This is a genomic window from Lysobacter sp. F60174L2 (assembly GCF_052547135.1).
Map to the genome: position 1 here is coordinate 748520 of NZ_JBQWRA010000002.1, position 15973 is coordinate 764492.

The following is a 15973-nucleotide window of genomic DNA, read 5'->3' on the forward strand; positions in this document are numbered from 1 at the left end:
ATGAAGCTTCTGGACGTGGCCCTGCTGGGCGTGCTTGCCGGCACCGCGCCGAACGTGCTCGCGCAGCAAGCCGGCGACGTCGTGCAGGATGGCGATCCGGTCCGGCAGGATCCTCCCGGAGCCGCAGGCGTATCGGCACAGACACTGCCAGCGGATGCGCCGCCCGCACCCGATTGCACCGATGAGGGATGCTCCAGCGAGGAAGGCGTCTTGTTGCAACTGCGCACGCGCAGCGAGGACCAGCCCGTCACGTCCCCCGGAACACCGACCACCAGCCCTGCTCTTGCGCCCGATCGGCGCGTCACCATCACCCGCGAGCGGCCGGGCGAAGCGGTCGCGCTGGGTCGCTTCTCGGTGGCGTTGCCCGATGGCGGCGTCATCTGGGCCACCGAGGACCCCGACCTGGGCCGGCCCGAACTGTCGATCTCGGCCACGTCGCTGGTGCCCTTCGACGGCCAGCGCGTGACCAAACCCGTGCGGTTCTATGCGCGCGGCAACTACACCGCGTTCGTCGAACGCTACGAGATATCGATTTATCGGGCCAGCGACGTCGACCTGATCGAGCCGCTCGCCACGATGCCGCTGGAAGTCGCCGCCGTCGCCGAAGGCGAATGGGATGGAACCCTGCCCGACCGCCATCGCTACCGCACCGGCGACGAGCTGGTCTACGTGCTGCGCGCGTACGGCAAGGACGGCGCCTATGACGAAACCTGGCCGCAGAAGATGCAGCTGGTACTACCCGAGGAGGCCGAAAGCGGCAACCAGCGCCTGCGCGAGGCCACCGAGCGCTCGTTGGGCACCTCGCTCAGCACCGATCAGGCCGAATCGCAGCGACTGCTGGACACCGTCTTCGCCGACAACGGGCTGCGTCAGCAGAACATCGTGCTGTATGGCTCGCGCATCCGCATCCAGGGCCGCAACCTGCCCGACCGGGCCGCGTTGACCATCGATGGCGACAGCTATCCGGTCGACATGGACCGCAAGTTCGTGGCCGAGTACCTCGTCCCGGTGGGCCTGCATGAATTCGACATCGCCCTCACCGGCCCCGAGGGCGACTACGAACACACGCTCGGCGTGGACGTGACCGGCGAGTACTTCTTCGGCGTCGGCATCGCCGACGTCACCATCGCGCAGAACGACGTCAGCGGATCGGTCGATCGCGCCGCCGTCGATGCCCGCTACGACGACGACGTGATCAGCGACGGCCGCCTGGCCTTCTACGGCAAGGCCAAGCTCGACGGCAAGTACCTGGTCACCGCCCAGGCCGACACCACCGAACGCGATCTGAAACATCTGTTCGACGGCTTCGGTGAAGCCTATCCGCAGGACATCTTCCGTCGCCTGGACCCGGACCTGTACTACCCGACCTACGGCGACGATTCCACCGTCTGGCGCGATGTCGACACGATGGGTCACTTCTACCTGCGGGTGGACTGGGACAAGAACCAGGCGCTGTGGGGCAATTTCGCCACCGGCCTCACCGGCACCGAGTACGCCCAGTACGTACGCTCGCTGTATGGCGCCGCGCTGAACTGGCGCTCGCAGGCGACCAACCGCTGGGGCGACCCGGGCACCGAGCTGCGCGCATTCGGGTCACAGGCCGAGACAGCGCCGGGGCACAGCGAGTTCATCGGCACCGGCGGCAGCCTGTACTACCTTCGCCACACCGACATCCTGCCCGGCTCGGACGAGGTGGTGCTGGAGATCCGCGACACCACCACCGGCCGCGTGGAGAACCGGGTAGTCCTGCTGCGTGGCACCGACTACGAGATCGACACGCTGCAGGGACGACTGTTGCTGACCCGGCCGCTGGCGCAGGTGACGCGCGAGAACGTCCCCACCCTGACCCGCGACACGCCGCTGGACGGGTTCGAGCAACGGCTGCTGGTGGACTACGAGTGGATACCCACCGAGTTCGATGCCGACGACGTCACCTCCGGCGTGCGAGGCAAACACTGGTTCGGCGACCACATCGGCGTGGGCCTGACCTACGTCGACGAAAACCGTGCAGGAGAGGACTACACGCTCGCCGCCGGTGACCTCACCCTGCAAGCGGGCAAGGGCACCTACCTGAAACTGGAATACGCGCAGACCGAATCGCTCAGCGCGCCGGTGTTCTTTTCCGACAACGGCGGCCTGAGCTTTACCCGCACCAATCCTGTGGGACCGCGCGAGGGCCAAGCCCGCTCGCTGGAGGCGCGTGCCAACTTCAAGGAACTGGGCTGGACCCGGGAGGACTGGAGCGCGGGCGCATGGTGGCGCGAAGTCGGCTCCGGCTTCTCGATCAGCCGCTACGACCCGGGCGAGGACGTCACCGAGTACGGTGCCGAGGTACTGGGCTGGTTCACGCCCAACTTCAAGCTTTACGCGCGCTACAGCGAGGCCGAGCGTGGCCCCGATGCACTGGTACAGGCCCAGGCGCTGGTGGAGTGGCGGATCAACGACGACGGCACGTTCAGTACCGAAGTGCGCAGGGTCGAGGAGGAACGCGATGGCATTGAAGCCGCCGGCCTGCTCGGCGCGGTGCAGTACCGTCATCGCTTCGGCACCAGCCTGGAACTCTACGGCCTGGCCCAGTTGACGCTCGACGACGACCATGGGGGCTACGCCGACAACGACATGTTCGCGTTCGGTGGCCAATACCTGTTCGGCGACCGCTCGTCGGTGGGTGGCGAGGTCAGCACGGGCGACCGCGGCGATGCCGCGACCCTCACCGCCGAGTACCGCCTGCAACCGGATCATTCGCTGTACGGCAGTTACAGCTGGTCGACCGACACCACCCCCTACGACTCGCTGTTCAACCCAAACCGGCAGAACGGCTGGACGCTGGGCCAACGCTGGCGCCTGTCGCAGCAGGTCAACCTGTTCAACGAAAGCCAGTTCCTCAAGGACCCGGACGGATCCTCCGGCCTGGCCAACACCTTCGGCATGGACTTCTACCCGGGTCTGGGCTGGAACCTCGGCTTCACGCTCCAGGATGGCGAACTGACCAATATCGATGGCGGCAGGGTCGACCGCAGCGCAGTGAGCCTCAACGGCGGACGAACCTCGGCCGACACGGACTGGCAAAGCAAACTGGAGTACCGCCGCGACCGCGGCGCAGAGGACCGCGACCAATGGGTCAGCACCAACCGGCTGTTGCACAACCTGACCGAGAGCTTCCGCATCGCCGCGCGACTCAACTATGCCGATACCGGGGACAACCTCGATCCGTTGGCCGATGCACGCTTCATCGAGGGCAACGCCGGCTTTGCGTGGCGGCCGCTGGAGAGTACTCGCTGGGAACTATTCGGCCGCTACACCTACCTGTACGACCTCTCGAGCCTGGGTCAGGAAGGTGGCAACGATTACGACCAGAAGACGCAAGTGCTGTCGGTCGAGGGTGTGTATCGCCACGATCGGAACTGGGAAGTGGCAGCCAAGCTTGCACGTCGCGAAGGTGAAGTCCGCTATGGCCGCGGCACCGGCGCGTGGTTCGATTCGGCCACCAGTTTCGCCGCGCTGCAATTGCGCTACGAAGTCATCTACAAGTGGCACGCGCTTGCCGAGTACCGGTGGCTGGATGTCGACCAGGGCGGTACCCGGACCGGGTGGCTGCTGGGACTGGACCGCGACATCGGCCGCAACTTCCGCATCGGCGTGGGCTACAACTTCACCGAGTTCAGTGACGACCTGACCGACTTCGATTACGACCACAAGGGCTGGTTCCTCAACATGGTGGGAACCTACTGACAAACAAGCATTTATGCCTATGCCCATCAGTACTTTTGCGGTAGCAGTGTCACTGCTGGCCGATGCACCATCCAATGACTTCCCCGCGATTGGCAATGTGCCGACCGCCGTGCCAGCAAAGGTGCCGATGCGAGCTTGAGACGTCATCAGACATAGCGCCAGCCTGTTCCGAGACGACTACCCGGGAGACGCCCAGCCAATTCATTTCGATGGCGACCGCTGGAGGGAATACGTCCCAATCCGCGTGGCGGACACGGTCTGCATCGGGGAGCGGCTTCCAGCTGGCGTGGCAGCGGTCCTCATCAACCAGAACCATCCCTACCCTGACCTCCATCTTCCGATCGATGCACGGGAGAAGGAAATGTTCGACGCGATCGATGGAACCCGGAGTATTGGCACAATCGCCCATTCGCACACAGTGCGCTCCTTCTTCAGAAGACTTTGGATATACGACCAAGTCGCATTCGATGCATCACAGTAGCGACGGGCCGTCGTGACCCGTTGATGCAGTTTGGCGACGGGGCAATCTACCGCCTCCATTTGTGACAAGACCTGCTCGAACCGATGCCTCAAACACGGATAGCAAGGTATCCGTCTGTTCGGCACAGCATTTATTCGCACCTCCACTCAGTATTTTTGCGGTGGCAGGCTATCGGCGGTCGTTGCAAGATTCACTAACTCATCGCTGCTGCGTCAGATGAATGTTACTGATGTGACGTGTCAGGTTGTACAGCCCTCACGATCGCACTCACCAGTTGCACTCTATGGACAGCCAAAGGCTGTTCGCGCGTTGTTGGCGCGTACCCACCCCTCCCCGGGTGCGCGCCAGCAACGCAACTCCGACCCCAAGGAGGCACAACCCATGAGTGGTGCAGACATTGCTTCTACATTTCAACGCGCACTAAAGAAACGAGCCGTACCGACGCACACCTTGCTGCTCGTAATCCTCGCGCTTTCCACCGTTTCCATTCCTGCCGCTGCCCAGGATCGTGACTGGACCTGGATGGTCGAACCCTACGCTTGGGCTGCAAGTATTGGCACCGACATGCGCACTGTCCGACCTCCTACGGAAGCTGGCAGCGACGTATCGTTCTCGGACGTCGTCGACAAGCTAGATGGTGTGTTCATGATGCGGGTGGAAGGTCGCAACGATCGTTATGGTGTCTTCGCGGACTTCATTTACCTGGGCCTGGCCGACAGTTCGCAGCGGCGCGTGATGACAACGGAAACTGACTTGGATGCGCGAGTGCTGGATGCCGCAGTTTCCGTGCGCGCAGGCGACCGCTACACGGGTTTGGATGTGTACGGTGGCATCCGCTACATCGACGTGGATCTCACCACGCGCTTCACGCCGGAAAATCCAACCTTCGTCCCGCGAACGCTGGATACCGGTAATACCTATGTCGATCTTCTACTGGGTGGCCGCTACGCGTGGCGGCTATCGGAGCGATGGGAGTTGACTGCGCGCGCGGACGCTTCGGCGGGCGAAACTGACAACACATGGAGCGCGTCCCTGATGACCCGGTACCGCACCGGCAACGGTGGTTGGCTGTTCGGCTATCGCTACATGCAAGCCAAACTCGATAGCGACAATGCGGACTTGACTCTGGATCTGAGTGGCCCGCTGATTGGCTATGGCTTCGAGTTCTGACCGGGAACGATACGCGGGTGACTGACGTCATGAAAAATCCGCAGCACCACCGCCTTGTCGCGCTGCTGCTCATCGCCCTTCCGTCATTGGTCGAAGCGGACGTCCTGCTCGGTACGGTTGGTGACTTTGAAGTCAGCTTGGAAGGCATGGTCCAAGCCGACAGCAGTTGGTATGACGACGATGTGGCCGACCTCGGCGGTGGCAATGACAACGACCACGGACTGCGTCGCGCCGAGATCGTGCTCAAGGGCGAAAGCTCGGGAGCTTTCGACTGGGTGGTCGGCTACGACGTCAATGAGGACGAGTGGCTCGACGTCAACGTCGGCTATGACAGCGGTAGCGGACACGGCATGACTGTCGGCCAGTTCAAGCAGCCCAGCGGTTTGGAAGAGTTGTCATCGACCAGAAACAGCGATTTCATTTCCAAGGCGATGACTACCAACACCTTTGCGGTATCGCGTCGGCTCGGCGCGGCCTATGGCTATTCTACGGACGATTGGAGCATCACCGTCAGCGGCTTCGGACACGAGTTGACCAGCGACGGCGCCCACGGCAGCGGGTACAGCATGCGCGGCACGTTCGCCCCCATCAACAATGGCGACAGCCTCCTGCACCTGGGACTTTCCTACGCGAATCAGGATACCGACGCCGACACTCTGCGCCTGCGTACGCGCCCGCAGGCCGACCTCACCGAGGTGCGGCTGGTCGATACCGGCAATCTGCGCGATACGGACCGCCTGGCGACCACCGGGCTGGAGGCCTTCTGGGCACGTGGACCGTTCAAGCTGCAGGGTGAATACATGCATGCCGACGTCAGCCGGTATGACGATGCCGACTACCATGCAACCAGCGGCTATCTCAGCGCGGTCTACAACCTGACCGGCGAAGGCTGGAGTTACAAGGCAGGTACACCCGGCACTGCCAAGCCAGGAAACCCCAACCGCGGCATGTGGCAGTTGGGCCTGCGCTACGACACCATCAACCTGGACGACGGCGCCGTCGAGGGCGGCCGGATGGATGCGCTGACGGTGGGGGTGAACTGGTATTGGCGCAAGAACTTCAAGTTCATGCTGAACTACGTACAGGTCGACAGCAGGCGCCAAGGGCTCGACGACGATCCGAACGTCCTGGAGGCGCGGCTACAATTCTCCTGGTAGCAACGAGCACGTCGCCATCGCAAGTACAGATGAGCGGTCGTCGCACGGTTACGGTTCTGGATGGACTTGAGACCATTCCTTCGCCATGTCCACTACTGTCCAACCATTCTCGGCCGCGACATCGAGCGCCTTGTCCAGCTTTCCGATCTTGGAGGTGCGATCGTAGGCCCATTCCCGCTCGCTATCGGTGTGATGAACGATACCGGCGAAATGCGGCCCTTTCCCTGCCATGGTCCACTGCAGCATCTGCAGGTCGCCATCGGAATTCCCGAAGGCGAACACTGGTCGGCGGCCAATAAAACGCTGGATCCCGACCGGCTTGCCCACGTTGTCGTCCACCAGGCCTACTTTTGGCAGTTTCATGAGCACCGGCTTGCCTTGCCTGACCGTGTATTCGAGCTCGCTGTAGCTGCCGATGACCTGCTCCGGCGGGATGCCATAGACCTCCTCCGTCCATGGCCGCATGAACGCCTGGCCGCCGCCGGAGACGATATAGGTCTTGTAGCCATTCGCGCGCAGGTAGTCGAGCAGCTCGCGCATGGGCTGGTAGATCATCGCGGTGTACGGAAGATTCGTACTCGGGTGGCGCGCACTTGCAATCCACTCGCGCACCTGCGTGGAGAACTCCTCGACGCTCATGCCGGCATGCGTGGCGGCCAGCACTTCCATCAGCCCATCCTCCCCCGAAGCCATTGCCGTGAACAGGTCGTCGGCCATCAGCGAGCGATAGGGTTCAGTGTCCTTCCATTCGGGGTGCTCGGGAGCAAGCGCCTTGACGCGGTCGATAACGAAGAACACCTGGAAATAGACCGGCTGCTCCGACCACAGCGTCCCGTCGTTGTCGAAGGTGGCGATGCGGTCCTCCACCGGAATGAAACCAGGAGCCCCGGCTTGGGTGCTTGCTTCCACGAACGTCACGATGGCGCGTCGTGAAGGGCCGTCCTTCCATGACGGCAATGGGTCGACGGCCCATGCCGGCGACAGGAGCATCGACAACATCAGAACGCAAGCAAGCTGCAGAAAAAGTCGCTTCATGGACTGCTCCTTTGCATGGCTAACGCCACGCGCTTCCAATCTGTAAATAGAAGGTTTCGTCCTCCGGTCCCCAGGCATAGTCGACACCGACGTAAAGACCGAGCTTTCGCGCAAGCAGGTAGCGGAAGCCAGTGCCCTTGGCCACCTTGTCGCTGCCGTCGCCGAAACTGTTGTGGCGACCCCAGGTCCGGCCTGCACCGGCGAAGCCGACCAGCGCCCAGCGCGGCGTCAGGTTGTAGCGCACCTCGGTTTCCAGCACGGCGGCACGGCGGTCCTGGTAACGGGCAGCGCCTATACCGCGCAGGTCGATATACGGCAGGCGGTAGAACGGGATATCCCCATTGGCCCAGCGTATGTCGACCCGACCACCGAGCACGACGCGCTCGCCGATCGGCATGTAGCCGTATACATGGGTGCGGTAGCTCTGGAAGTCGCTGTCACTGCCGATGAAGTCGTCATACGCGTTGGCTTCCAACATTCCGAGCCAGCCGCGCGATGGTGTGAATGAGTTGTCGCGGGTGTCGTATTCGATCGACAGGCCGATACCAGAGCTCGTGCTGGCCAGCTGCCCGTCATCGAAGAACAGGCGATCGTCGTCAACATCGAAGGACACGTCCATGTCCATGTATATCCACGCCAGACCCACGAGGATGTCATTCCCGCCGATTCTCCGTGACACCTTCTGCAGCGAGACGACGCCGTCGGTGTTGTAACCAATTTCCCGGGACGGCAACAGGATGTCACCAGGTGTATGGAAGCCGAGGTTGATCGACGTCTTGGCGATGCCGCCGCTGTAACGCCAGCTGTCTTCCTTGAAGTGCAGTTGTGCTCCCGCCCCGTAGACCTCGGATCCATTGGAGGTCCGCATGGCCATAACCGCATAGATGTCGGGCATGATCATTTGCGCGTTGCCTTCCGCGTCGGTGCGCGACTTCAGGCCGCCGGCCGGCGGCCTGAAGAACGCCAGCCCGAGCCCACCGCCTTCACCCAAGGTTGGATCCGTGACAATGATCGGCACCGGAAGGAAGCCGCCCTTATGCTCCAGCAGCCAGCTGGACATATCGAACGCGCCGTCCTCGCCGCCTTCCCCGGCATCCCGGTCGTCTCCATCATTGAGAGTCACGGCATCATCCGTGGTTACCGGTTCGTTATCCTGCGGCACCTGTGCGAACACCCTACCTGCCAGCACCATCAACGTTGCTGCGCACAGCCAGCGATAGAGTCCGCTGAAGCGACGCGTGCGCATGACATGCCTCACCGACGCCGAAAGCCGCCGAAGCGCCCGCCACCACCGCCCAGTGCAGGCCGGAAACCACCTACGGGCCGCGCTTGGTTCCGTGGATGCGGTGTTTCGGCTGTCAACGGCTGGTGCCCATTGACGCGTTCTCTGCCGCGCTCCCGTGCGAGACGATCCTGATCCAACATGTCACGCGTTTGCCCGCTCAAGGTCTGTGAGGGGTCCGGTCGCGTCACCCTGCTCCACTGGCCCTCGTCATAGTGATAGACGTGGCCGTCATGTCCCGCATAAATGTTGTCATTGACGTCCACTACGCCGCCGTGATGAAGGCTGGCGGTGTCGGCGTTGTAATGGAACCCACCCGCGGCCCGTGTCACGCGACCGGTTTCAGGATTGACCACGGTGCGTTCACCGATCCCCGCTGCCCGACCGGTGTATGGATTCACGGCCGCGGCACCGCCGCCGGCAACGACGCGCCCCGTCTTCGGGTTGTATCGAATGCCTTGCACGCCTGCGACAGTGGTCCCGGTGTACGCGTTGGTATTGACGCCGGCGCGACCTGCACCCCGTCCACCGGTGGTCTCGTTGTAAAAGCCGCCGCGCGCCGCGCGTCCCACATTGCCGGTCCAGGGATTGGCCCATGCCACCGCGGTGCCACGTACCGCGGCATTGCCCCAATGCCCGTAGACATTCCAGGCAGCTGCACCGCCGCTCCACCAACCCCACGCATAGGCGGGGCCATACCAAGGCCCCCACCAAGGGCTGTAGGGTCCGTACCAGCCGTCGTACCAGCCCCACCCCCAGCCGAAGCTCCAGCCGACCCACGGATTCCAGCCAAAATACACGCCCATGCCGTAGGTGGGCGGACAGCCGTACCAATAGGTGCCGATCCATGGCGTGCACGGATAGCCGGTGCCATAGACCACCACGCCCTCGGCCGCCACCGTACCGTAGTAACCAGGTGTGTAGCCCACGTACACCTTGTTTCCTTCTTGGCCATAGACGCGAACGTAGGTCACATAGTGCAGCGGCGAGCTGGTGGGGATGCTGTAGATCACGGCCGGCACGCTGGTGGCGACACTCCAGGGACCTGATGCAGTGCCTGAGCTGAACCAAACACCCTTGTCGACGGCGTAGAAGTGGGTGGCATCCACTTCGATTACGGGCGTCGGAGTGTTACGCGCATACTGCAGCGCGGTACCGGTGATTGGCTCAAAATCCGGTGGTCCGTCGTAACTCACGGCCAACTGCGCCTCACCGCGATCTACGGTGGCCATCTGCGGAATACTGTTGGATATCAGTGCTTCCTTGGACTCGGGCGTGCCGGGGATTGACGCCAACACGCCGCTCTTTGGATTGTCCGGCGGGATCTTCGAGAAATCCGTTGGCAGGCTCCGGGCCCGCACGTAACTCCATGGGCCATGACTCCCGGCTGCGCTGAACCATCGGCCAGACACCAATGCGTACCAACGATGTTCGGCGGCACCGTCCACGAACACGTCGGCGCCGGTGTTGGTGATGTAGCTGAGCTGTGTACCCGGGATACCGACGAACTGCGGATCGCCCTGTACGGAGATGAGTTCGGCGGGACTCGTGCGGACAAACACCTCTGGCCAGTCTCCTTCCGCGAAGACTTCCTTCAACGCCTGGGGCGGTTGGCCCAGGCTATCCACCTGACGTGCATTCACTGCCTGCCTCCCGGCGGCGGCGACCGCCGCCTCCGGCTCGGCCTCCGGTGCCCATGGACCTTCGAGCGCAGTGGCGTCAGCCCAATGCCCCCCAATTGAAAGGTGGAATTTCCCGTCGTGCTTCAACAACAGCGAACGAGTATTGAGCACCCGCTGTACCCCGGAGGCCGCGACGGGCTTAAGTACCGGTTGCCCGTCCACCAGTACCAGCACGGAAGGCGACGTACTGAAGATTATCTCCGGGGGTTCGTTGCGCACGGGCCGCGATTGCTCCGAGCGTTCCGTCGCGCCAATCGCCAACGCGGATTCGAGTTGGTCCAGTGAAATCGTCAACGTACTGTTTCGATGCAGCTGCTTTCGCGCCAGATCCAGGTACGCCGCCTGCCTGTCGGACGCAGTGGGAAATGCAGCCTCCTCCACCTGTATATCGGTAAGCACCACAGCACGTGCTGCCTTGTCCACCTGTGTGCGCGCAACGAATGTCAGCGTGCCGTAGTCTCGGCCGTCCTGCCGCTTCTCGTCTGACCCGGCGCGCGCAGCGGTTTGCACTGACATCACGGCATGACCTCGCAACTGGCTTCCCTTCCAACTTTCCAGTTGCGGTTGGTGGATCTGAAAGGCGGTCCCGTTCACCAGGAAGTCACGCGGAAACGGTCGAGCATCGACCTTGGGCACGTCCGCCGTAACCTGCGCGGGTGACGCCGGGGTACCAGTCGCCTTCGCAGATTCCATCGAGGGCGCTAACAGCAGCCAGAGCGCCAATGCGCATCCAAATAGACCTGGTCTATTCATGGTCGACCTCACGCATTGGTTGAGGGTTCGTGGAGATGTGCTGGCGCCGGGTACATCAGCGTCGAAGGAGCCCGTGTGTGCTAGTTGGCTGCGGACCCTGGGGGGAAGTTGGCGAACATTTTGTCGAGCGCTGCTTCTACTTCCGCATTGATCTCACCCGGAGAGCCGGGCAGCGTGTCACTGGCAGTACCACGCCAGATGGCCTGCTGTGTGCGGGTATCGAACATATCCACGATCAGCGTACCGACGTCGTAGGTCCGCACTGTGGTGCTGGCGGTGCCCATGCCCATGCCGCCGCGCCAACCCCAACCTCCCATGTTGGTACCGGAGTAGAAGGTATCCAACGTCTGTTGTTGCGAGGTAGCCACGTGTACTGCCAGTGCCACGTCGCCACTGCCCTGCCCTGGCGTCCAGCCCTTCGCAGCGAGACGCGCGTCGATGCCATCAACGATGCGCTGTCGCACAAGCGGTGCTGCGCCGTCGGGAGTCTTTGCCCAGTAATAAGTTCGATAGGAGGCGAAGTCGACCGATGAGGCATGGTCGATACTGACCGTGGGCGTGGTGGAGCAGGCAGCCAACAACACGGCCATCAGTGCCAATGTTTGCACTTTCATGGGTATAGCTCCTTAAGTGGGTTGGAGGCCTGGATCCGCATCCGGGACATGGCACGGCTGTGCCGCACCTAGTACGGTGGGTTGACCACGATGTATTGCACTTTGGTGCCGGCGTACTGCGGCTGATACCAGGTGCTGCCGCATTGCTGGTAGGCGATGCCGTTGAGCACCGTTGTCACGCAACTCGGCGGTACCGAGTAGACGATCGACCCAATCACTGCTGAGGTCACCGCGACGCCCGCCGTAACCGCCGCAGCGGTGGCGAAGGGATGATCATCCCAGTCGTTCCAGTGATCGTGGTCGTCGTAGTCAACGTCGACATTGATGTCGCGATCCACGTTGATGTTTCGGTTGGAATTTCGATTGACGTTTCGGTTGACGTTGTGATTCGCCTGTGGACGCGCTGCCGGACGATTGACGCTGGTACGTGCCGAGGCCCGCGCGCCGGCCTGGTGCCCACCCGGGCCGCCGCTTCGGGCTGCTGCTACCGGGAGAGCGGCCGCGAAACACACGACTACGGCGACAACTTTGAACGTGGCTGGGACGCTGCGAGTGATGGGGGCCATGATCAGTTCTCCTCGTCCACTTCAATCGCGACTGCCTCCACCTCGACCAGGCGAATACGCACCGAGCCTTCAGGTGGTGTGAACACAAAAGTTTCCGCATCGATGGCACTACGCGTATCCCAGCTGAGCTTCGAGGCGTACTGCGGCACAGCAGGATCACCAAGACTCGAGATAACTATTTTCTGCGGAAGCGAAGTGGACGGAGCGATCCATATTTGCCAATCCACACCTGGCTGTCGGAATGCGTACTGATCGACACGCATGCCGTCCAGCGTGCCGGGACCTACGTAGATCGCCGAGCTCAACAGATTTTTCTGGACATGTTCAGTTCCCCAGAAGAAGAGATCCGCCAACGGCAGCTCGATTCCATAGTCTCGCGCGGCCGTGATCAGGAGTTCGGCCAACGTCTTGCCGACGTTTTCGGTGCTGGCGTAGTAGTTCAGGCGGGGAGAAAAGATCGTGAGCGCGCTGCCGTCGTAGAACAGTTGGCGCTGAATTCTGTCGCTATCCAACTCTACGAACATGCGCTGCGGTGGCTGCACCTTGTAGGTAACACGACCGTCCAGCTCGATCTTCTGGCCGGTGTCCAGCACGATCTCGGTTGTGGCGTCGGATATGACAGTGAAATGCTGCAACGCTCGTAACGCCTTGCCCATCTCCTCCAGCGCGTTCAGTGCGGCCGGGTCGAGGGTATCGGTCTGTGTGGCTTCCGCTATCGGCGCGGACGCCTGTTTCGCAGCAGTGGCGGATGGCACCGCCAGCATCAGGCCCAGTGCAACGCCTGTCAGCAAGTGATGCGGATATGTCTTCATGATCTGTCCTCACGTTGCGGATCGCGCCCGCTCGAAGTTTCAACGACGCAGATGCCCTAGCCGCAGGGCGTGCTCGCATCAGGCTAGCCCTCACCTGGGCAGGGGGCGCGCTGCGTCGGTAGGCGCTTCCTGTTGACGCTCGTGAACCTCGGCAATATCCCGCTCAAGGAAGTAGTTGAGGAAGGTGCGGATAAGTGCCACGGCTCCCAGCTGCGCTATGGCCTCCCACGTGGGCACGATGGATGACTCGATGATGTCCGCGGCCAGCTGGAACGTGAGCCCTGCGACCAGCCAGCGGCCATAGTCGAGCCAGAGTTGACGCCGGACATGCATGTCCGCATCACGGCGGAATACGAGTGCGACCACCCCGGCGAACGCGCGTAGCGTTGCCGCAAGGATGACCAGCATCGCGATGGCGTCGACCAAGGTGACGGCCGGCTCAGAAATCGCAATCAGCCATTGCCTCAGCATGCTCTGAACCCTCCTCCGATCAATGGTTGGATGGATGGATAGCCTGTCCGGCCGTTAGAGGCGGACAATGCAACGGAATCCCAAGTGAGATGTCGATGTGTCGACTGGCTGCGCCATGCGCGCCGCTGGTCTGTAACGTCGACAATAGTTGGGCGCGCACAAGTGCGAACCGCCTTTGGTGACCCGGCGAGGAATGACCAGTGGAGTGAGTAGGTCGTGACTGGTTTCGCGTTTGCCGCCACGCGGATTGTCGATCGTGCAGCATGGTTTCCCCTGCAATTGATCGTGTTGTTGATACCAGTCATCCGTCCACTCCCACACGTTGCCAACCATGTCGAACAAGCCATAGTCGTTGGGTGGGAACGCGCCTACTGGTGAAGTCCAGGCAAAGCCATCGTCTGCCAAGTTCTGCCATGGAAATTCGCCCTGCCAGAGGTTCGCCATGTGCCGCCCCTCGGGTACAAGCTCGTCGCCCCAGGCGAACTCCGAACCGTCCCGACCGGCACGCGCCGCGAACTCCCATTCCGCCTCGGAGGGCAGCTGCTTGCCGGCCCATGCCGCATAGGCGGCAGCATCTTCGTAGGCGATGTGCACGACGGGATGGTCTTCCAACCCCTCCAGCGAGCTTTCCGGACCTCGCGGATGGCGCCAGTCGGCGCCGGCAACGTACTGCCACCAGTTGTAATGATTGCGCATATCCACCGGTCCCGGCGGCGCCACGAATACCACCGACGATGGGAGGAGCATCGACGGATCCGCTCCAGGATAGTCCGCGGGATCGGCCGGTTTCTCGGCCAGCGTCACGTAGCCGGTAGCGCTGACAAAGCGCGCGAATTCGATGTTCGTTACAGGGTGGGGGTCGATACGAAAGGGCCCGACTTGCACTTTATGCGCCGGCTTTTCTTCTGCGTAGTGATGGTCCGAACCCATGCGGAACACTCCGCCAGGCAGGTCCGCCATATTGCTCGCAACTCCCCACATATTCGATCCTCCTACGGTTCTAGCCATATGTGCCTGGCGCGTGCTCAGCCGAATGGCGCTACGTCAAAGGTCATGCTGACGATCGCAAAGAGTCCCACCAACCACAGCAGACACGCCGTAATAAGCGTCAATGACACCGGATAAGGACTTTCGCCGTGCACCAGACCGTCGTGCACCATCTTGCTGCGCTCGCTACGCAGGCTCTTCATGAAGTTGAGGTGGTAAGCAATGCCCAAGGTCAGCATCACGATGCCGAGCAAGACCAGGGCGATGCCGAAATTTCGTGGCGCGTCCGCGCTCATCCGCAACCCCGGCTGGTCAAGCAGCTTGCTGAATACCTGGAAGATGGTGAAGCCGAAGCCTATCAGCGACAACGCAGTGCGCATGATCGACATGAGCGTCCTGTCAGCACTCATGCGCGTGCGTTGGAACGACATCCCAGTGCGCCGCATCGACATTTCGGTACGGTCAGTGGATAGATCGGTACGATATTCGGACAGGTCCGTCCGGTGGGTCGAGAGATCGGTCCGGTACTCGGACAGATCAGTGCGATGCTCGGAAAGGCCGGTACGGTGGTTGGACAACCCTGTGCGATAGCCCGAATAGATCGTGGACGCATTGCTGGCGCTCTCGTCGACATTGGGTACCGGCGGTACCTCCGCGACCTGCGAGTGCTCCGGGCGCTCCAAGCGCAGGGTCGGCTTCTGCTTCCTCTGACTCATGCGCCATTCCCCGTATGCTTCTTCTTTCGCTCATGCCATTGAGCCACCCGAGCAACCGGGCCCCGCAGAACCAGATACGGCACGAAGGCCAGCAGCACCGCGACGACGAACGCCTCCAGTGGATACCTGAATCCCCCAAACACCCGAATCTGATAGATCGCGTCCATGATCACTCCCAGCAAGAGCACGCGCGCGACGGCAGTGACACCTTCACGCAGCGATTGCCGGCGCTCTGTTCGCGGCAAATGCGCCAAGTTCATCAAGTAGGGCGAACGGTCGAGTTTGGCGTCCTTAAGTCCATCGTGCAGCGCGGCAACGAAGGCCATCGTAGGCTGCAGGAAAAGACGGAATGTCATTGGACCATCCGTCCGTCCCAGCAAGTCGGATCCGAAGCGCTGCAGGTAGTCGAGGAAGCCTTCCACGGTGCACTCCTGTTCGTAGAGCACAGCATTGCCGCATGTAGCGACGCAGACAATCACGATATCTACTGATGGCGGGTAAGTATTTTTACTGTT

Annotated in this window: 13 protein-coding genes; 3 read left to right on the forward strand and 10 right to left on the reverse strand. The window is 62.0% G+C overall.

Annotation, left to right across the window (positions count from 1 at the left end; genetic code table 11):
• From ACT9AS_RS08580 to ACT9AS_RS08590, 3 genes are all read left to right on the forward strand, one after another.
• A complete protein-coding gene (locus ACT9AS_RS08580) occupies positions 1-3732 on the forward strand; it encodes a hypothetical protein (protein ID WP_445099691.1) in 3732 nt (1243 codons plus the stop codon).
• Between the two features lie 862 nt (positions 3733-4594).
• Positions 4595-5383, forward strand: coding sequence for a hypothetical protein (locus ACT9AS_RS08585; RefSeq protein ID WP_445099692.1), 789 nt, complete (start codon positions 4595-4597; stop codon positions 5381-5383).
• Between the two features lie 29 nt (positions 5384-5412).
• Positions 5413-6540, forward strand: coding sequence for a porin (locus tag ACT9AS_RS08590; RefSeq protein WP_445099693.1), 1128 nt, complete (start codon positions 5413-5415; stop codon positions 6538-6540).
• 48 nt (positions 6541-6588) lie between these two features.
• Here ACT9AS_RS08590 and ACT9AS_RS08595 read toward each other — a convergent pair whose 3' ends face one another.
• From ACT9AS_RS08595 to ACT9AS_RS08640, 10 genes are all read right to left on the reverse strand, one after another.
• Positions 6589-7575 carry a haloacid dehalogenase-like hydrolase gene (locus tag ACT9AS_RS08595; RefSeq protein ID WP_445099694.1) on the reverse strand — a complete coding sequence of 329 codons (987 nt, stop codon included), beginning with the start codon at positions 7573-7575 and terminating at the stop codon, positions 6589-6591.
• Between the two features lie 19 nt (positions 7576-7594).
• A complete protein-coding gene (locus tag ACT9AS_RS08600; RefSeq protein ID WP_445099695.1) occupies positions 7595-8821 on the reverse strand; it encodes a BamA/TamA family outer membrane protein in 1227 nt (408 codons plus the stop codon).
• Between the two features lie 8 nt (positions 8822-8829).
• Positions 8830-11175: a hypothetical protein gene (locus ACT9AS_RS08605; protein WP_445099696.1), complete on the reverse strand. Its 2346-nt coding sequence runs from the start codon at positions 11173-11175 to the stop codon at positions 8830-8832.
• Positions 11176-11372: 197 nt separating this feature from the next.
• Positions 11373-11906, reverse strand: a complete 534-nt coding sequence (locus ACT9AS_RS08610) for a DUF4136 domain-containing protein (protein ID WP_445099697.1) — start codon at positions 11904-11906, stop codon at positions 11373-11375.
• A gap of 68 nt (positions 11907-11974) precedes the next feature.
• On the reverse strand, positions 11975-12472 hold the full coding sequence (locus ACT9AS_RS08615; protein WP_445099698.1) for a hypothetical protein: 498 nt from the start codon (positions 12470-12472) through the stop codon (positions 11975-11977).
• 2 nt (positions 12473-12474) lie between these two features.
• Positions 12475-13284, reverse strand: coding sequence for a DUF2092 domain-containing protein (locus ACT9AS_RS08620; RefSeq protein ID WP_445099699.1), 810 nt, complete (start codon positions 13282-13284; stop codon positions 12475-12477).
• A gap of 90 nt (positions 13285-13374) precedes the next feature.
• On the reverse strand, positions 13375-13755 hold the full coding sequence (locus ACT9AS_RS08625; protein ID WP_445099700.1) for a DUF1622 domain-containing protein: 381 nt from the start codon (positions 13753-13755) through the stop codon (positions 13375-13377).
• Between the two features lie 54 nt (positions 13756-13809).
• Positions 13810-14763: an SUMF1/EgtB/PvdO family nonheme iron enzyme gene (locus ACT9AS_RS08630; protein ID WP_445099701.1), complete on the reverse strand. Its 954-nt coding sequence runs from the start codon at positions 14761-14763 to the stop codon at positions 13810-13812.
• A 17-nt stretch (positions 14764-14780) separates the two neighbouring features.
• Positions 14781-15458, reverse strand: a complete 678-nt coding sequence (locus ACT9AS_RS08635; RefSeq protein ID WP_445099702.1) for a DUF202 domain-containing protein — start codon at positions 15456-15458, stop codon at positions 14781-14783.
• A complete protein-coding gene (locus ACT9AS_RS08640; protein ID WP_445099703.1) occupies positions 15455-15880 on the reverse strand; it encodes a hypothetical protein in 426 nt (141 codons plus the stop codon). Before ACT9AS_RS08640 ends, ACT9AS_RS08635 begins: the two co-directional genes overlap by 4 nt.
• Between the last annotated feature and the right edge of the window lie 93 nt (positions 15881-15973).